Annotated in this window: 15 protein-coding genes; 10 read left to right on the top strand and 5 right to left on the bottom strand. The window is 60.6% G+C overall.

Going from position 1 to position 18,827, the window contains the following annotated elements:
• The first annotated feature begins 331 nt into the window (after positions 1 to 331).
• The 7 genes from BLO97_RS10575 to BLO97_RS10545 all read left to right on the top strand — a co-directional run bounded on the left by BLO97_RS10575 (position 332) and on the right by BLO97_RS10545 (position 10,604).
• Positions 332 to 646: an ElaB/YgaM/YqjD family protein gene (locus BLO97_RS10575; protein WP_092144801.1), complete on the top strand. Its 315-nt coding sequence runs from the start codon at positions 332 to 334 to the stop codon at positions 644 to 646.
• A gap of 2 nt (positions 647 to 648) precedes the next feature.
• Positions 649 to 1,038, top strand: a complete 390-nt coding sequence (locus tag BLO97_RS10570; RefSeq protein WP_063322302.1) for a phage holin family protein — start codon at positions 649 to 651, stop codon at positions 1,036 to 1,038.
• Positions 1,035 to 1,370, top strand: coding sequence for a hypothetical protein (locus tag BLO97_RS10565; RefSeq protein ID WP_092144803.1), 336 nt, complete (start codon positions 1,035 to 1,037; stop codon positions 1,368 to 1,370). The genes BLO97_RS10570 and BLO97_RS10565 overlap by 4 nt, the downstream gene beginning before the upstream one ends.
• Positions 1,371 to 1,568: 198 nt before the next feature.
• Complete coding sequence (locus tag BLO97_RS10560) at positions 1,569 to 2,897, top strand: deoxyguanosinetriphosphate triphosphohydrolase (RefSeq protein ID WP_053183171.1); 1,329 nt, start codon at positions 1,569 to 1,571, stop codon at positions 2,895 to 2,897.
• 387 nt (positions 2,898 to 3,284) lie between these two features.
• Positions 3,285 to 3,911: a response regulator transcription factor gene (locus tag BLO97_RS10555; RefSeq protein WP_003199430.1), complete on the top strand. Its 627-nt coding sequence runs from the start codon at positions 3,285 to 3,287 to the stop codon at positions 3,909 to 3,911.
• A gap of 10 nt (positions 3,912 to 3,921) precedes the next feature.
• Positions 3,922 to 7,542 carry a transporter substrate-binding domain-containing protein gene (locus BLO97_RS10550; protein ID WP_175489838.1) on the top strand — a complete coding sequence of 1,207 codons (3,621 nt, stop codon included), beginning with the start codon at positions 3,922 to 3,924 and terminating at the stop codon, positions 7,540 to 7,542.
• A 113-nt stretch (positions 7,543 to 7,655) separates the two neighbouring features.
• Complete coding sequence (locus tag BLO97_RS10545; RefSeq protein ID WP_092345809.1) at positions 7,656 to 10,604, top strand: HD domain-containing phosphohydrolase; 2,949 nt, start codon at positions 7,656 to 7,658, stop codon at positions 10,602 to 10,604.
• Here BLO97_RS10545 and BLO97_RS10540 read toward each other — a convergent pair whose 3' ends face one another.
• Both BLO97_RS10540 and BLO97_RS10535 read right to left on the bottom strand, forming a co-directional pair.
• The gene (locus BLO97_RS10540) at positions 10,605 to 11,087 is read right to left on the bottom strand and encodes a GAF domain-containing protein (RefSeq protein WP_014337288.1); all 483 of its coding nucleotides are present in this window, start codon (positions 11,085 to 11,087) and stop codon (positions 10,605 to 10,607) included. It abuts the gene before it with no gap.
• On the bottom strand, positions 11,084 to 11,974 hold the full coding sequence (locus BLO97_RS10535; protein WP_003199422.1) for an ATP-binding protein: 891 nt from the start codon (positions 11,972 to 11,974) through the stop codon (positions 11,084 to 11,086). The genes BLO97_RS10540 and BLO97_RS10535 overlap by 4 nt, the downstream gene beginning before the upstream one ends.
• Positions 11,975 to 12,137: 163 nt before the next feature.
• On the opposite strand from BLO97_RS10535, the gene BLO97_RS10530 reads away from it, so the two are divergent.
• Positions 12,138 to 14,459 carry a hybrid sensor histidine kinase/response regulator gene (locus tag BLO97_RS10530; protein ID WP_092222957.1) on the top strand — a complete coding sequence of 774 codons (2,322 nt, stop codon included), beginning with the start codon at positions 12,138 to 12,140 and terminating at the stop codon, positions 14,457 to 14,459.
• On the opposite strand, the gene BLO97_RS10525 is transcribed toward BLO97_RS10530, so the two are convergent.
• From BLO97_RS10525 to msrB, 3 genes are all read right to left on the bottom strand, one after another.
• The gene (locus tag BLO97_RS10525; protein ID WP_092144813.1) at positions 14,443 to 14,904 is read right to left on the bottom strand and encodes a MarR family winged helix-turn-helix transcriptional regulator; all 462 of its coding nucleotides are present in this window, start codon (positions 14,902 to 14,904) and stop codon (positions 14,443 to 14,445) included. The genes BLO97_RS10530 and BLO97_RS10525 overlap by 17 nt on opposite strands.
• Positions 14,901 to 15,386, bottom strand: a complete 486-nt coding sequence (locus BLO97_RS10520; RefSeq protein WP_092144815.1) for a glutathione peroxidase — start codon at positions 15,384 to 15,386, stop codon at positions 14,901 to 14,903. Before BLO97_RS10520 ends, BLO97_RS10525 begins: the two co-directional genes overlap by 4 nt.
• Positions 15,387 to 15,642: 256 nt before the next feature.
• Entirely contained in the window at positions 15,643 to 16,035 is a 393-nt protein-coding gene (gene msrB, locus BLO97_RS10515; RefSeq protein WP_092144817.1) for a peptide-methionine (R)-S-oxide reductase MsrB, read from the bottom strand.
• 220 nt (positions 16,036 to 16,255) lie between these two features.
• Between msrB and BLO97_RS10510 the strand changes: the two genes are divergently transcribed.
• Together BLO97_RS10510 and htpX are read left to right on the top strand one after the other, a co-directional pair.
• Positions 16,256 to 17,467, top strand: coding sequence for a pyridoxal phosphate-dependent aminotransferase (locus tag BLO97_RS10510; RefSeq protein ID WP_003199412.1), 1,212 nt, complete (start codon positions 16,256 to 16,258; stop codon positions 17,465 to 17,467).
• 302 nt (positions 17,468 to 17,769) lie between these two features.
• The gene (htpX, locus tag BLO97_RS10505) at positions 17,770 to 18,657 is read left to right on the top strand and encodes a protease HtpX (RefSeq protein WP_003199411.1); all 888 of its coding nucleotides are present in this window, start codon (positions 17,770 to 17,772) and stop codon (positions 18,655 to 18,657) included.
• Positions 18,658 to 18,827: the final 170 nt, after the last annotated feature.

Below are 18,827 nucleotides of genomic sequence, written 5' to 3'. Positions count from 1 at the left end.
CAGACCTGAAAAAGTTGAAAAAAGCACCAAACCGGTTCGCCAGCCTTGCGAGCGCACCAAGTTGAAACGACTCATTGGCCGTACGCAGGCCGACGAACCGCTTTGGTGCGCAAGAACGGTCAAAACGAAATCCCGCTTGGAGGTGCTTCGCGGGTTTTGATTATTTGGGTTAAGGTTTTTCGGGCTTTCGCCCAGCTTCAGCGCACTGGCGCAGGTTGACGCACCAGTACATGGCAAAAACCTGAGCAAAAGTTGTACCAGTCACTTGTACTGAACCTTCCAGCAAGGCTCATACTCGAACGTTTCAGACGTCACTTACGGAGATTCACCGATGACCAGACCCCAGGCAAAGACTGCTCAAGAAACCCTGATGGAAGATTTCCAGACGCTGGTCAGCGACACGGAGCGGTTGCTCGATCACACCGCGACGCTGGCAGGCGATCAAGCCGATGCATTGCGCAGCCAGATTCACGAAACCCTCCTGCGCGCCCGCGAAACGCTCAAGCTGACGGAAGATTCCATGCGCGAACGCGGCCAGGCTGCGGTGGTCGCCACCGAGGAATATGTACAGGCCAACCCTTGGCAATCCGTAGGCATTGCGGCAGGCGTTGGCTTTCTGATTGGTCTGCTGGCGACACGGCGCTGATGATGGGTATCGACGAATCCGGCTCGTCCGAAGCGGGCACAAAAACTACAGCACGCCGCCTGGGCGCGGCGTTCCTTGGCTTGCTGCATAGCCACGTCGAATTGTTCGGCATGGAGCTGCAGGAACAGAAGGCACGCACTGTCAGTCTCCTGCTGTTCGCCGGCCTTGCGCTGGTGTTCGGCCTGCTGCTGTTGGTCGGGCTTTCGGCGCTGGTACTGATCCTGGTATGGGACACCTATCGTCTGGCCGGCATTATCGGCCTGTGCCTGTTTTATCTGCTGGCGGCGCTGTTCTGCGGGCTTCGGCTCAAGGCGGCGATCTACGACGAGTCCTCTCCTTTCCACGCCACCCTCGAAGAACTGGCCAATGATCGGGAGCGCCTGTTGCCATGAGCCTGCCTGATATTCCTCAAGCCCGGACACGACAGGAAATGCGCAAGGCGCTGGTGCGTCTGCGCATGGAAATGCACCGCCAGGAAATCCGCCAGGAAACACGCCAGTTGCTGCAGCCCTTGCACCGGGCACGCGGCTTGACGCAAAGCTGGCACGAAGGCTTCGGCATCAAGCACGCGCCACTGTGGGGTGTGGCGGCGGTGTCCCTGCTCGGTTTCATCACCGGAAAACGAACCCGCAATGGTGGTGGCGGTGGCTTGACGGGCCTGATCCGCCTGGCAACGACATTGCTGCCGTTGATCAAGCTGGCCAAAGATATGCGCAAACCCTGAGGCCCCAGTGGCGAGGGAGCTTGCTCCCGCTTGAGTGCGAAGCACTCACAAAAATGGGCCTGCTTCGCAGTCCAGCGGGAGCAAGCTCCCTCGCCACATAGGGTTGTGTATCCAGTCTGTGCAGGCCTATAAGCCTTGCAGGGCAGCCCACGAACCGGGAAGCTAGGACACCGACACCATCAAACGGAGCAACCGGCCTTGGATTGGCACACCCTGCTGACTCGCGAACGCCTCGGAAAACCGCTGCACAGTCCGCAAGAACTGGGCCGCAGTCCTTTCCACAAGGACCACGACCGCATCATCTTTTCCGGCGCCTTCCGCCGCCTCGGACGCAAGACGCAAGTGCATCCGGTCTCCAGCAACGACCACATCCATACGCGCCTGACCCATTCCCTGGAAGTCAGCTGCGTCGGGCGTTCCCTGGGCATGCGCGTAGGGGAAACCATCCGCAATGCCCTGCCTGACTGGTGCGAGCCAAGCGACCTGGGCATGGTGGTGCAATCGGCCTGCCTGGCCCACGACATTGGCAACCCGCCGTTCGGTCACTCCGGCGAGGATGCTATCCGCTATTGGTTCCAGCAGGCTGCCGGCCGTGGTTGGCTCGATGCAATGAGCGAAGCCGAGCGCAACGACTTCCTCAACTTCGAAGGTAACGCCCAAGGATTTCGCGTCCTCACCCAACTTGAATACCATCAGTTCGACGGCGGAACGCGGCTGACCTATGCCACCCTCGGCACCTATTTGAAATACCCCTGGACTGCCCGCCACGCGGACTCGCTGGGCTACAAGAAGCACAAGTTCGGTTGCTACCAGAGCGAACTGCCACTGTTGGAGCAGATTGCCCACAAACTCGGTTTGCCACAGATCGAGGATCAACGCTGGGCACGGCATCCCTTGGTGTACCTGATGGAAGCCGCCGATGACATCTGCTACGCGCTGATCGACCTGGAAGACGGCGTGGAGATGGATCTCCTGGAATACCCCCAGGTGGAATCGCTGCTCCTGGACCTGGTGGGCGATGATCTTCCGGACACTTACCGGCAGCTGGGGCCGCTGGACTCGCGGCGACGCAAACTGGCGATCCTGCGAGGCAAGGCCATCGAACACCTGACCAACGCCGCCGCCCGGGCGTTTGTCGAACAGCAGGAAGCCTTGCTTGCCGGCACATTGCCAGGAGATCTCGTGGAGCATATGCACGGCCCGGCAAAACGCTGCGTGTTGAATGCCAAGGACATGGCGCGCCGGAAAATTTTCCAGGACAAGCGCAAGACCCTGCATGAAATCGGCGCCTACACCACGCTGGAAATCCTGCTCAACGGATTTTGCGGAGCGGCCCTTGAACAGCATGGGGGCCGCACGCCTTCGTTCAAGAATCGCCGCATTCTCGACCTGCTGGGGAACAATGCGCCGGATCCCAATGGACCTTTGCATGGCGCGTTCCTGCGAATGATCGACTTCATTGCCGGCATGACCGACAGCTACGCCAGCGAAATGGCCCAGGAAATGACCGGCCGCACGCGCCAATAAAAGGCACCCTTTGCAGCACCTCGAAAAAAGTGGGAGCGAGCTTGCTCGCTCCCACAGGGGATTGGCGGTGAATGTGAATTCTGTAGCGCTGTGCCACAGGGAGTTTGAAGTAGATAAATAATGTATGGCTTACACACACCTCGATTAAAAACGCTTCCTTTGTTTGCACAACCAACACAATCAAAGAAATATCCCTTCACACACTGCCAACTCCTCCCATCTCTTTTTGCCATCCACCTACTAAAAAACCGATTACATCGTAATATCTTGCCTCTTTTTTTGTAGGAAACTTCTGAAATTGAAGTTGCATGCCCGTCTCTTCGTACGGCCCTGGTTGTAAGTGGGCTAAGGTGCGCGCTTTATTCAAGTTCGCAGGGTAATTTATTCATGAACTCCGTTTTCATTGTCGACGACCATCCGGTCATCCGCCTCGCTGTTCGCATGCTTCTGGAGCATGAGGGCTATAAGGTCGTGGGAGAAACTGACAACGGCGTCGATGCGATGCAAATGGTGCGCGAATGCATGCCAGACTTGGTTATCCTGGACATCAGCATTCCCAAACTCGACGGGCTGGAAATCCTCTCGCGCTTCAACGCCATGACCACTCCGCTCAAGACGCTGGTGCTCACGGCCCAGTCGCCGACGCTCTTCGGCATTCGATGCATGCAGTCCGGTGCCTCTGGTTACGTTTGTAAACAGGAAGACCTCAGCGAACTTGTCAGCGCAATCAAAGCAGTATTGTCCGGCTATAACTACTTTCCCAGCCAGGCGCTGAATCCGGTACGCCCGGATGACCCACGCAGTATCGAGCTGGACCTTTTCAAAAGTGTCAATGATCGGGAACTGATGGTGCTGCAACTATTTGCCCAGGGGCGTACCAACAAGGAAATAGCCAAAGGAATGTTTCTAAGCAATAAGACCGTCAGTACTTATAAGAAACGACTGATGCAGAAGCTCAAGGTCAAGTCGTTGGTCGATCTGATTGAAATGGCGAAGCGCAACGCGCTGGTGTGAGAAAAACAGGATGCTCAGACGCATAACCGAATGTCTCCTGCTGATCAGCGCAGCGTTTTATACAGGAATGCTCACGGCGGCAGCGAATGCGCCCGAGCAATATACCTTGCTGGGCCGCTCGTCCATGGCCCATACCGAGGTCAAGCTGGATGATGTTCACCGCGCCTGGCTACAGGATCGGCAAGCGCTGGTCCTGGGAACTTCCGCCCCGGATTACCCGCCCTTCGATCTTTCCACCAGCGGACGCGACTACGAAGGCCTGACGGCTGATTACGCCGACATCATCGCCAAGGCCATCGACCTGCCCATAACAGTCCTGCGCTTCGGTTCCCGCGAGGCGGCCATGGCCGCACTCAAGGACGGGCAAATCGATATGCTTGGCACCGCCAACGGTTTCGAGGCGCGCAACCCCGACATTGTGCTGTCGACGCCGTACGCAGTGGACCAACCCGTTCTCGTCACCCGAACGAATGAAAGCCGATCCCTGACTGACGATCTCGAGGGGTTGCGGCTGAGCATGGTTTATCACTACCTGCCGCTACGGGAAATTGAAAAACTCTACCCCAAGGCACTCATTACCACCTACCCGTCCTACCAGAACGCCATCAATGCCGTCGCCTTCGGTCAGGCCGATGTATTTCTCGGCGATACCCTTTCCACCCACTACATGATCAACAAGGGCTACTTGAGCAATATCCGCATGGCCAGCTTCGGCAAACACGAATCCCATGGGTTCGGTTTCGCCGTACGGCGTAGCGACACCCGCTTGCTGGAAGTCATCAACGCTACGCTGAGCCAGGTTTCCATTGCCGAGCAAGCCGCCATCTCCAAGCGCTGGAGTGCAGGCAGCGACCTGTATCTTACGGACCACAGGATACAACTGACCGACCGCGAGCAACGCTGGCTGGCGAGGCATCCGGTGGTCCGGGTGGTGGTGAACGAAACCTCCGCGCCCTTCACCTTCTTCGATGCGGAGGGGGACTTTCGCGGTATCAGTGCCGACCTGCTGGAACTGATCCGGCTGCGCACCGGCCTGCGCCTGGACATCCAGCGCCGCCAGAACGACAGCGAAATGATTGCTGCGGTCCTCAACGATCAAGCCGACATGATCGCCGCACTGTTGCCCAGCAGTGAACGACAACTCCAGTTGAAGTTCAGCCGCCCCTACGTCGATAGCTCGTTCGTCCTGCTGACCCGCAAACAGTCCGACACGCCCACGACACTCGATCAGTTAGGCCACGCCAGCCTGGCAATCGCCAAAGGCAATCCGGTCATCGGATGGCTACGCAGCCAGTACCCGAACCTTCAAATCATCGAAACGGACGGCCCCTTGCGCGCCGTGGAAATGCTCGCCCATGGCCAGGTCGACGGCAGCGTGAACTCGCAGGTGATGGCCAACTACTTCATCTCCTCCTATGCGTGGCGCGACAGGTTGCAAATCAGCAGCACGGTGGGCACCCAACAGGCCATGTTCGCGCTGGCCACGGCAAAAAACGCCACAGAGTTGAACGCCATCCTCGACAAGGCCCTGACCAGCATCGACCCTGACGAACTGGGCGTCATCAACAACCGCTGGCGCGGTTACGTCTCGCCCTCGGAACACACCTGGCGCACCTACAACCGCCTGTTCCTCCAGGTCGTCGTGGGCGTTGGCCTGTTGTTACTGTTTTCCCTGGCGTGGAACGCCTACATGCAGCGCCAGATCAGGCAACGCCAACGGGCGGAACTGGCCCTCAATGATCAACTCGAATTCATGCATTCACTGCTCAACGGCACCCCCCACCCCATCTACGTGAGGGATCGCAACGGCATCCTGCAAAGCTGCAACGACAGCTACCTGCAAACGTTCGACGTCAAACGCGAAGACGTCATCGGCAAGAGCCTGATGCCAGGATCCATGAGCAACGCCTTCGAAGCGCAGGAGTACCAGGCGGACTACCAACGCGTCATGGCCGAAGGCACCGCCCTGATCGTCGACCGGCCCCTGCACATCGGGGACCGGCAACTGACGATCTATCACTGGATCCTCCCCTACCGAAACTCCGCCGCCGAAGTGCAAGGCATCATCGGCGGCTGGATCGACATCAGTGAGCGGCGCCAGCTGTTCGAGGAGCTGCGCGCGTCCAAGCAACGGGCCGATGACGCGAACCGCGCCAAAAGCACGTTCCTGGCAACCATGAGCCATGAAATCCGCACCCCCATGAACGCGGTGATCGGCATGCTTGAGCTGGCCCTGAAACAGGCCGATAAGGGCCGTGTAGACCGTTCGACCATCGAAGTCGCGTACGAGTCGGCCTCCGGCATGCTCGAACTGATAGGCGATATTCTGGACATCGCCCGTATCGAATCCGGTCATCTGAGCCTGGCCCCCGAACGCGTCAATCTCAGGGTCTTGCTGCAATCGGTCATTCGGGTATTCGAGGGCGTGGCCCGGCAGAAAAACCTGGCGTTGTCCCTGCAGTTCGACGCCGCCAAGGGCAGCCCTGACGTGTTGATGGACCCGTTGCGGTTCAAACAGGTGCTGTCGAACCTGATCAGCAATGCACTCAAATTTACCGAGCAGGGCCAGGTAGTGATCAAGGTCCGGCTGTCTCCAACCGACCGGGACGACGTCCTGCAAATGCACCTGGAGGTCAACGACAGCGGCATCGGTATTGCTCCGGCGGACCTGCAACGTTTGTTCGAGCCGTTTGCCCAGGTCGATAACACCAGCCGGATGGCCCGCAACGGTGCGGGGTTGGGACTGGTGATCAGTCGTAACCTGTGCCGGATGATGGGCGGCAGCCTGCACATGAACAGCCAACCCGGCACCGGCACCCAGGTCCAGGTCTGCCTGCAACTGACCGTCCTGGCGACGGCGCCGGTTCGCCCCCCACCTGAACCGGTCATCGAAACGGCCCAGGCTCCCCTGAACGTCCTGATCGTGGACGATCATCCCGCCAACCGCCTGCTGATGTCGCAGCAATTGGAATACCTGGGCCATCACTACCAGGTCGCCCATGATGGTGCCCACGGGCTTGAGGTCTGGCAAAAGAACCACTTCGATCTGGTCATCGCCGATTGCAACATGCCCATCATGAGCGGCTACGAACTGGCCCGGTCGATTCGTCGCGATGAATCCGAGCAGCAACGACCGCCCTGCACCCTACTGGGGTTCACTGCCAATGCCCAACCGGAGGAAAAACAACGCTGCCAGGACGCAGGGATGGACGACTGCCTGTTCAAGCCAATCAGCCTGAGCGCCTTGAGCCAATGGATCAAGGCAGTCAAACCCGTCAGTTGCCCGGCAGCTTTCAGCATACAAAGCCTGCAGGCGTTGACCGGCGGCGACCCGTCGTCCAACCGGCGGCTGCTGGCCGAATTGCTCAGCAGCAGCCGCTCGGACCGCCAGGAGTTGCTCGACATCGCCCACAGCGCAAACCGGTCAGCACTGGCCGAAATAGCGCACAAGATAAAAGGCGTCGCCCGCATCGTCCAGGCGACCTCACTGATCCAGCGGTGCGAGGCGCTGGAACACGCTTGTCACCAGGCGCAAGCGCCCAGGCGAATCAGCGATTGCATCGACGCCCTCGACCGAGCCATGAGCGAACTGGAGCGGGCCCTCGAAACGGAGATCGCCAAGGCAAAATAATCCAGCGTTTACTATGCTATTCGCTCAGCAGTGCGTACCTGGGGGTTCTCGATCGGTTTCCCTGCACGCGGGAACACCATCGAGAACGCCCCCTGACACTTGGAGTGACTGCAATGCCCAGCGCACCGCGTCCGGAAAAACGCCGGTTCCCCCTGCACGTTCACATCAGCGTGATGTTTACCCTGCTTCTGTTGCTGACCGGGGTGGTGCTGGGGATTTTCAATTACCGGCAAACCACGCAAATCATCCTGTCCAGCAGTGAGAAACTGTTCAACCGTATTGAACAGGATGTGCGCCTGGATCTGTACGACACCTACGAACCCATCCGCCACCTGTTGAGGCTGTTGGCCGACTACCCGGCGACGCGCACTCCCCAGATGGCGCAACGCCTGGCCCTGCTCGTGCCCTTCAGCCAGGCACTGCGGGACAACCCAAACCTGGCATCGTTGTACCTGGGCGATCATCAGGGCAACTTCATGATGGTCCGGCCATTGCGCACCGCGGCCCTGAAAGTCGCCCTGCAGGCACCGGCCGAGGCGGTCTACCAAGTCTGGACCGTGGAGCGGGCAACCGAGCAAGGCCCGGTTCACTCCCAGTCGCTGTTCTACGACGAGACGCTGACGCTCATCGGGCGCCGGGACATTGCCGACGAAACCTACGACCCCCGCAGCCGCAGCTGGTTTCGCAGCGCCGCCGGCAGCACCGAGCAGATCACCACCGAGCCCTACGTTTTTTTCTCCACCCATAACGTCGGCACCACCCTCGCCCTGCGCAGTGGCGAGCAGGCTGTCATCGGCGCCGACCTGACCCTGGCGGCCCTGTCCCAGACCCTGGCCAAACACAAGGTGACCACCGGCACCGAAGTCGTCTTGCTCGATCCCAAGGGCAACGCAGTGGGTTATCCCGACAACAGCCGGCTGCTCGCCGATGCCCAGTCGGCACGCCTGATCAAGGCCCGAGACCTCAGCCCGGCCATCGCCGCTGCGCTCGACGACAACACCGATGCCACGCGCCTGGAAGCGGACGGACGCCAGTGGATCGTTTCTCGCAGCCACATGCAGGAAGGCGGCCCCCAGGGCCTGGAACTGGCGCTGCTGGTCCCTGAAGATGAGCTGCTGGACAATGCCTATCGCATGCGCTGGCAAGGCGCGCTCATCACCCTCGCCACGCTGCTGCTGTGCCTGCCCCTGGGTTGGCTGACGTCCAGGATCCTGGTCAAGCCTTTGCGCGAACTAGTGCAGGAGGCCGATGCCATTCGCAGCTTTGACTTCAACTACCCGGTGTCCCGTCGCTCCCCGGTGCTGGAAGTCGATCAGTTGAGCGTGTCGATGGCGCGCATGAAAGAGACCCTGGCGAGTTTCTTTGAAATCACCGCCAGCCTGCGCGCCGAAACCCGCTTCGCCCCGTTGCTGGAACGGGTGTTGTTTGAAACCGTAAAAATCGGCCAGGCCCAGGCAGGCCTGATCTACTTGCGCGAGAACGACGACAACCGGGTCAAGCCGTATGGGCTGGTCATCAATGGAACCCCCAGGGACCTCGAGGCCTTCAAGTTACGCAGTCATGAGCTCCAGGCTGGCGACAGCCCGCAATGGCTCCAGCAACTGGCCACCTCGGACAACCTCGTGGCCTCCCTGGGCTTCGAACAGGCGGCCGATCTGCAGAGCGTCCTGCGGGAGCTGGACTCGCCGCGCGTCCATCTGATCGGTATTCGCCTTCGCAATCGGCACCAGGAAACCGTCGGCGTTCTGGTACTGCTGATCACCGACAGCGGCACCGAAGCCGACCTGGAAAAACTGCAGCCCGACCGCATCGCCTTCCTGCAGGCCGTGTCCGGTGCCGCCGCCGTGAGCATCGAGGGTCAGCGCCTGCAAGCCAGGCAAAAGCAGTTGCTGGACGCCTTCATCCAGTTGCTGGCCGGCGCGATCGATGCCAAGAGTCCCTACACGGGCGGCCATTGCCAGCGGGTGCCGGTCCTGACCCTGATGCTCGCCCAGGCGGCCGCTGCCAGCCAGGTACCGGCATTCGAAACCTATCGGCCCACCGAGGACGAATGGGAAGCCCTGCACATCGCCGCCTGGCTGCACGATTGCGGCAAGGTCACCACCCCCGAATATGTGGTCGACAAGGCCACCAAGCTGGAAACCCTGAACGACCGGATCCACGAGATACGCACCCGCTTCGAGGTGCTCAAGCGCGACGCCTGGGTCGATTATTGGCAGGCCGTGGCAAGCGGCGGCGAGCCGTCATCCCTGGCGCAACAGCGCGACGCGACATTGACGGCACTGGATGACGACTTTGCTTTCGTCGCCCGCTGCAACCTGGGCTCCGAAGCCATGGCCGAAGCCGATCTGCAGCGCCTGCGACACATCGCGCAACGCCCGTGGACCCGAACCCTCGATGATCGCCTGGGGGTTTCCTGGGAAGAAAACCGGCGCCAGGCCCGCACGCCCAAGCCGACACTACCGGTCACTGAGCCACTGTTGGCAGACAAGCCCGAGCACCTGCTCGAACACCACGAAGCCGAACTGATCCCGGCGGAAAATCCGTGGGGCTTCCAGCTCGACGTACCGGCCTGGAAATACAACCGCGGCGAGCTCTACAACCTGAGCATCACGCGAGGCACGCTAACCCGCGAGGAGCGCTACGTCATCAACCATCACATGGTGCAGACGATCCTGATGCTCAGCCAGTTGCCCTTTCCCAGCCACTTGGACAACGTGGCGGAGATCGCTGGCGGTCATCACGAGAAGATGGATGGCAGCGGTTATCCCAAGCGTCTCAAACGCGAAGAGATGAGCCTGCCGGCGCGCATGATGGCCATTGCCGACATTTTCGAAGCGCTGACGGCAGCCGACCGCCCCTACAAGAAAGCGAAGAAACTGAGCGAAGCCCTGGGCATCATGGCCACCATGTGCCGTGACGCCCATATCGATCCCGAGCTGTTCGGGCTGTTCATCGATGAAAAGATCTACCTGAGCTACGCCAACCAGTTCCTCGACCCGCACCAGATCGATGAAATCGATCCCCACGGCCTGCTGGTCAAGGCAGGGTTGAAGGTATGATCAGCAATCCGTCAGGCGCAGGAATATCGCGGCCAACTGCTCGATGCCGGCTTGATCATGCTCGGTAAAACGCGCCAGTTTCGGACTGTCCAGGTCGAGCACGCCGATCAGGCGCCCGTCCTTGACCAGCGGCACCACCAGTTCGCTGTTCGACGCGCTGTCGCAGGCGATGTGCCCGGCGAAGGCATGGACGTCTTCGACGCGCTGGGTCTGCCGGGTCGCGGCCGCCGTACCGCACACGCCGCGGCCAAAGGGGATCCGCACGCAGGCGATCTGGCCCTGGAACGGTCCCAGGACCAGCTCTTCGTTGCGATTGAGGTAAAAACCGGCCCAGTTCAGGTCGTCCAGCTGACTGGACAGGAAAGCCGAGAACTGCGCGGCGTTGGCGATGAAATCACGCTCATCGGCCAGCAAGGATTCCAGCTGTGCCGATAACAACGCGTAGCCGTCAAGGCCGACTCCGGTGCCCTTCAAATCGATCATGCCTTGTGCTCCAACAATTTCAGGCCTACCCAATAGCGGGCAAACTGATAGGCGCAACGTCCGTTGCGATTGCCGCGACCGGTTGCCCAGCGCACCGCCAGTACATCCAGCGCTTCGTCGCGCTGCCAGGCCAGCCCAGCCTTGGCTGCCAATTCGCCGATCCAGTGCTCCACCACGTTAAGGAAATGCTCCTGGGTAAACGGATAAAACGACAGCCACAGGCCAAAGCGGTCGGACAAGGCGATCTTGTCCTCTACCGCTTCGCTGGGATGAAGTTCGCCGTCGACCCGTTTCCAGTTCTCGTTGTCGCTTTCCTTCTCCGGTACCAGGTGACGACGGTTGGAAGTGGCATACAGCAACACGTTGTCCGGCGCCTGCTCCAGGGATCCATCCAACACGCTCTTGAGCACGCGGTAATCGCCTTCACCGGATTCGAACGACAAGTCATCGCAGAACAACACGAAGCGCTGGGGCAGTTTCGCAACCTGCTCCACCACCCGAGGCAGATCGGCCAGGTGGTCGCGTTCGATCTCGATCAAGCGCAGGCCATGCGGGGCATGTTCAGCCAACAGGGCGCGCACCAGGGACGACTTGCCGGTGCCACGCGAGCCCCAGAGCAAGGCATGGTTGGCAGGCATGCCATCGATGAACTGCCGGGTGTTGCGGCCCAGTTGTTCGACCTGGCGGTCCACGCCGATCAGGTCCGACAGGCGCATGTCGAGGCTGACCTGCAGCGGCAGCAGGTAGCCGCTACGGCCGTCACGCTGCCAGCGGGCGGCCAGGGTCTGGGTCCAATCGATGGTGGGCCGGGGCGCCGGCAGCAAAGGCTCGATCCGGGCCAGCACGGCATCGGCACGCTCAAGAAAAGCATTCAATCGCGAGTCCACGTCTTCTCCTCGGACAGGTTCACAGTAATGATGGCGCTCGAGCTACGAAACGTCGTATCCAATGGCGGGTCTACTTCACACAATACACACCGGCTGCACCGGTACTCAGAGATGATCAGCTATGCTTGACCGGCGAAGGGAAACGTAAGTGGTTCATCACTCAATGGACATCAGATTCACCCAACGGCTTTCCTACAAGCAGGCCCGCCTGACCGTCCTGGTGGGCTTCGTGTTGGGCACCTTGCTCAGTCTGATGCAGATCGGCATCGATTATGCCAGCGAAGACGCGTCGATCAACCGTGAAATCCTCTCGCTGCTGGAAATCAGCCACAACCCGGCCTCGCGTATCGCCTACAACATCGACGCCGAGCTCGCCCAGGAGCTGTCCATGGGCCTGTTGCGCTCACCGGCCATCATTGGGGCCGAGCTGATCGACAACAACAATACCGTGCTCGCCAGCGTCAAGCGGCCCGAGCTGCAAAGCAGCTACCGGTTCATCAGCGACTTTCTGTTCGGCGCCCAGCGTCAGTTCGAGGATCGGCTCTACCTGGATCATTTGCCCAACGAATCCCTGGGCATGCTGCGACTGGATGTCGACACCTATGCGTTCGGCAGTCGTTTCCTGCGCCGTGCCGAGGTCACCTTGCTCAACGGCTTCGCCCGCAGCCTGATCCTGACGGGCCTGCTGCTGGCACTGTTCTACGTGATGCTGACCAAGCCCCTGGTGCGGGTCATCCGCGAACTGAGCAGCCGCGACCCGAGCAGCAACGAACAGAATCACCTGGAATGCCCTGCCGGCCACCAGTCCGATGAAATCGGCGTACTGGTTTCCGTCGCCAACCAGCAGTTCGAAAATATCTCCACCGAAATCCAGCAGCGGCGCACGGCCGAAAATCGCCTCACCGAATACCTCGCGCAATTGGAGAACATCGTCTCGGCACGCACCGCCGAACTCAAGGCCAGCAACGCCCGCCTCAGCCAGTCCAACGAGGAACTGGAAGTGGCCCGGCGCACGGCCCTGGACATGGCCGAGGCCCGCTCTGCGTTCCTCGCCAACATGAGCCACGAGATCCGCACACCGCTCAACGGCCTGCTGGGAATGATCGCCCTGTCCCTGGACGGCCCCCTGACGGCCGAACAACAGCAACAGCTATCGATTGCCCATGACTCGGGCAAGGTATTGGTCGAACTGCTCAACGATATCCTCGACCTGTCGAAATTCGACGCCGGTCAACTGGAACTCGAACGCATCCCGTTCGACCTCGGCTCCCTGGTGGAGGATACGGCCAATCTGCTTTCCCAGAACGCGGCCCCGAGTGTCGAACTGGCCTGCCTGATCAAGCCGCAGTTCCCGGCGCAGGTTCTCGGCGACCCGACCCGGGTGCGTCAGATCGTCAGCAATCTGCTATCCAATGCACTGAAGTTCACGCGCTTCGGCCGGGTCGACGTGAAGTTGAGTCATTACGACGGCGGCGTGCGCATCGAGGTCTGCGACACGGGCATCGGTATCCCCCAGGAAGCCCAGGCGAGAATCCTGCAGCCGTTCACCCAGGCCGGCGCCGGGATTACCCGCCAGTTCGGTGGCACCGGGCTGGGCCTGGCACTGACCTACAACCTCTGCGAAGCCATGCAGGGCCGGTTGACCATCAGTTCCGAAGCTGGCTTCGGCAGTCAGTTCTGTGCCGACCTGCCCCTGCCCTGCCATCTGCCGGCAACGCCGGTCGAACCGTTGCGCGGCAACGTCGTCGCCATCACCGGCAGCAACAGCGGCCTGGCCGAGTTGCTGGGCATGCTGTTGCCGGGATGGGGCCTGGATTATGTGCAGCGTTCCATCGACGACGGGTTGCTGGGGCTCACACCCGACGTACTGATTACCGACTGCCCGGAATGCCTGTTCAACCTGCGGCCAACCTTTGATGCACCGATCCTGCTGGTGACCGCCTATGGCAGCTTCATGCCCAGCGAAGAAGCCGCCGCCCTCGCCCCGCTGATACAACAGGCCCGGCCGCTGGCGCGCCATGCGCTGTACCAGATTCTGCGGCGCGCCATGCAAAGCGAGGCGACCGTCATCGATGACGCACAGATCGAAGCCCTGGCGCCGTCCAGGCGTGGACGGGTGCTGCTGGTGGAGGACAACCCGGTCAACCAACTGGTGGCCAAGGGTATGTTGGTAAAACTGGGCTGCGAAGTCACCGTCGCAGCCCACGGCGCCGAAGCCCTGAGTCAACTGGAACAGCGGGTGTTCGACCTGGTGTTGATGGACTGCAACATGCCGGTAATGGATGGCTACGAAGCCAGTCGACAGATCCGCCAAAGCGGGCGCTGGTCGGACCTGCCGATTGTCGCCCTGACGGCCAACGCAATGCCCGAGGAACGTGAGCGCTGCCGTGCGGCCGGCATGAACGATTACCTGTCCAAGCCGTTCCGCCGCGAAGAACTGGCGGCAGTGCTGGACCAGTGGGTGCCGACTACGTCAGCGCTTTGATCTGGCCCAACAGGTGATCGAGACCGTCTCGCAATGTTGCGAGGCGGTCCAGGTCGATACCGCTGTCGCACAACAGGCGGGCCTTGAGCGGGCCGACCTGTTCACGCAAGGCTCGTCCGGCAGTCGTCAGGCTCAAGTGCACCTCCCGCTCGTCCCGGGCCGAACGCTGGCGCTGGACCAGGTCCAGCTGTTCCAGGCGCTTGAGCAGCGGCGTCAGCGTCCCGGAATCCAGCAGCAAACGCTCACCCAGCGCCTTGACCGTGGGCTGTAGCGGGGCCGTGTCCTGCCATTCCCACAGCACCAGCATCGCCAGGTATTGCGGATAGGTCAGGCCGAGTTGATCGAGCATTGGCTTGTAGCCACGGATCACTGCACGCGAAGCAGCGTACAGCTTGAAGCACAACTGGCTGTCGAGCTTCAGGGAATCGACTGACAGGTCATTCATTTGAGCAGCGCTTCGATCTCACCGGTCAGGTCCTGGGGCTTGGTGGTCGGGGCAAAACGCTTGACCACTTGGCCGTCCCTGCCGATCAGGAACTTGGTGAAATTCCACTTGATGCCTTTGGACCCCAGCACCCCGGGCGCCCGCTGTTTAAGCTGGACGAACAGGGGATGGGCGTTGGCGCCGTTGACCTCGATTTTCTTGAACAGCGGAAAACTCACACCGAAGTTCAACTCGCAGAACTCGGTAATCGCCCCCTCGTCGCCCGGCTCCTGCTTGCCAAACTGATTGCAGGGAAAGCCCAACACCACCAGGCCCTGGTCCTTGTAGGTCTGCCACAACGCCTCAAGCCCCTTGTATTGCGGAGTGAACCCGCACTGGCTGGCCGTGTTGACCACCAGCACAGCCTTGCCGGCGAAATCGGCGAGGGTCTTTTGCTCCCCCTTGATGGTGGTGCACGGGATGCTCAGCAGATTGTCGCTCATGGCAAGGCTCCAAAACGAATAGGACAGGCGGTGAAGATAGCGAGCGATTCAATTGTGTGCAATTTAATTATCCGAACCCATGGTCTGTGGAGCCCACAGGCTCTTGTGGCGAGGGAGCTTGCTCCCGCTCGGCGGCGCAGCCGTCGTAAACCCGGCTGGTGCGATTTTCCTGCAAGACCGCGTCATCCCCTATTGGGGCGGCTGCGCCGCCCAGCGGGAGCAAGCTCCCTCGCCACAGGGGGATTGTGAGCAGTGCCTAACGGGGTACGAGATCCAGGCACACCGAGTTGATGCAGTACCGCAAACCCGTGGGCGGCGGGCCGTCGGGGAAGACGTGGCCCAGGTGGGCGTCGCATCTGGCGCAGACCACCTCGGTGCGAATCATGCCGTGGCTGACGTCCCGCACCTCCACCACCGCGCTGCCTTCGATCGGCGCGTAGAAACTTGGCCAGCCACAGCCCGAATCGAATTTGGTCTGCGAATCGAACAACGGCTCGTTGCAGCAGATGCAGTGGTACACGCCGTCGGTCTTTGTGGCGTTGTACTTACCGGAGAATGGCCGTTCGGTGCCCTTCAGCCGACAGACGTTGTACTGCTCCGGGTCGAGCATGGAGTGCCATTCTTCAAGGGTTTTTTCCAACTTTTCCATCGTCCTACCTCGGCAATTGAAAAAGCCCGATCCGACGCTTTTCCGCAGATCGGGCGGCACGTATGATTGCGCCTCGTCAGACGCCAGTCTGGCAGTCACGTCATGCGCATTCAAACGGATTGTGACGCCTATACCGCGTCAGGCCTGGGCACAGACGCAGGATTCCCAGTACGGTGGTTCATACGCCGCCTGGATCGTTCATTTTCGGGAACACATCGCCATGCAGGTCAGCAAATCGAACAAGCTCGCCAACGTCTGCTACGACATTCGCGGCCCGGTGCTCAAGCACGCCAAACGCCTGGAAGAGGAAGGCCATCGCATCCTCAAGCTGAACATCGGTAACCCGGCCCCCTTTGGTTTCGAAGCGCCCGATGAAATCCTCCAGGACGTCATCCGCAACCTGCCAACCGCCCAGGGCTACAGCGACTCCAAGGGCCTGTTCAGCGCCCGCAAGGCCGTGATGCAGTACTACCAGCAGAAGCAGGTCGAAGGTGTCGGCATCGAGGACATCTACCTGGGTAACGGCGTGTCCGAGCTGATCGTGATGTCCATGCAGGCCCTGCTCAACAATGGCGACGAAGTGCTGGTGCCGGCGCCGGACTATCCGCTGTGGACCGCTGCCGTGAGCCTGTCCGGTGGCAATCCGGTGCATTACCTGTGCGACGAACAGGCCAACTGGTTTCCCGACCTGGCGGACATCAAGGCCAAGATCACGCCCAATACCAAGGCACTGGTGATCATCAACCCGAACAATCCGACCGGCGCCGTGTATTCCAGGGAAGTACTGCTGGGCATGCTGGAACTGGCCCGCCAACACAACCTGGTGGTGTTTTCCGACGAGATCTACGACAAGATCCTCTACGACGACGCCGTGCACATCTGCACTGCATCCCTGGCACCGGACCTGCTGTGCCTGACCTTCAACGGCCTGTCCAAATCCTATCGGGTAGCGGGTTTCCGATCAGGCTGGGTTGTTATTTCCGGTCCCAAGCATCACGCCCAGAGCTACATCGAAGGCATCGACATGCTGGCCAACATGCGCCTGTGTGCCAACGTGCCGAGCCAGCATGCGATCCAGACGGCGCTGGGCGGCTACCAGAGCATCAACGACCTGGTCCTGCCCCAGGGCCGGCTGCTGGAACAGCGCAATCGAACCTGGGAACTGCTCAACGACATTCCCGGCGTCAGTTGTGTCAAGCCGATGGGCGCGCTGTATGCCTTCCCGCGGATCGACCCGAAGGTCTGCCCGATCCACAACGATGAAAAATTCGTCCTCGACCTGCTGCTGTCCGAGAAGCTGCTGGTGGTCCAGGGCACGGCGTTCAACTGGCCGTGGCCGGATCACTTCCGCGTCGTGACCCTGCCACGGGTCGATGACCTCGACCAGGCCATTGGCCGGATCGGCAACTTCCTCAAGTCCTACCGTCAGTAAGCCAGGCAGCGTGCGAGGCGTCCTCACCTCGCACGCTGTTTGATTCAGCAACATATCCGTTCCGCCGACTCCGTCGGGCCTTCTACACTGGGGATTGGACGGTCAACATGCATCTGGGCTCAACGTTCACGGGGGGCAGGCAGCGCATTTCTTTTCCCTGGTCACTTTCAGAAAAGTCTTTCAAACATTTAGGACGCGTGTAGGACACAGTTTGAAATAGTCGGCGAGTTGAATAGCCTGCGGCGGCACCTTATATACCCCGCATAACGCTACATCTTTAGCACGAGGAGATTTTCACAACCATGATGCGCATCCTGCTGTTCTTGGCCACTAACCTGGCGGTCGTGCTGATTGCCAGCATCACCCTGAGCCTCTTCGGCTTCAACGGGTTCATGGCGGCCAACGGGGTTGATCTCAACCTCAATCAGCTGCTGATTTTCTGTGCGGTGTTCGGTTTCGCCGGTTCCCTGTTCTCGCTGTTCATCTCCAAGTGGATGGCGAAGATGAGCACCAGCACCCAGATCATCAGCCAGCCGCGCACGCGTCACGAACAATGGCTGCTGCAAACTGTCGAGCAACTGTCCCGCGAAGCCGGTATCAAGATGCCGGAAGTCGGGATTTTCCCAGCCTACGAGGCCAACGCCTTCGCCACCGGCTGGAACAAGAACGACGCACTGGTCGCCGTCAGCCAGGGTTTGCTCGAGCGGTTTTCCCCCGATGAAGTCAAGGCCGTGCTGGCCCACGAGATCGGCCACGTCGCCAACGGCGACATGGTGACCCTGGCGTTGATCCAGGGCGTGGTGAACACCTTCGTGATGTTCTTTGCCCGCATCATCGGCAATTTCGTCGACAAGGTGATTTTCAAGAACGAAGAAGGCCAGGGTATCGCCTACTACGTGGCAACCATCTTCGCCGAGCTGGTACTGGGCATCCTCGCCAGCGCCATCGTCATGTGGTTCTCGCGCAAACGCGAGTTCCGCGCCGACGACGCCGGTGCACGCCTGGCCGGCACCAGCGCCATGATCGGCGCCCTGCAGCGCCTGCGCGCCGAGCAAGGCTTGCCGGTGCACATGCCCGACACCCTGAATGCCTTTGGCATCAACGGTGGCATCAAGCAGGGCCTGGCTCGCATGTTCATGAGCCACCCGCCGCTGGAAGAGCGTATCGACGCACTGCGTCGTCGCGGCTGACAGCCGGGGAATCTGTGGCGAGGGAGCTTGCTCCCGCTGGGGCGCGAAGCGCCCCTGGAGCCCGGTGACACGGTGGATCAGGTTAATTGGTGAGCTTGAGAGGGGGCTGCTGCGCAGCCCAGCGGGAGCAAGCTCCCTCGCCACAAAAGCATCCCGCTCGACCAACCGAT

The sequence above is a fragment of the Pseudomonas sp. NFACC05-1 genome (assembly GCF_900100135.1).
Lineage (GTDB): Bacteria > Pseudomonadota > Gammaproteobacteria > Pseudomonadales > Pseudomonadaceae > Aquipseudomonas > Aquipseudomonas fluorescens_Q.
This window is presented reverse-complemented; position numbering and strand designations above follow the sequence as displayed.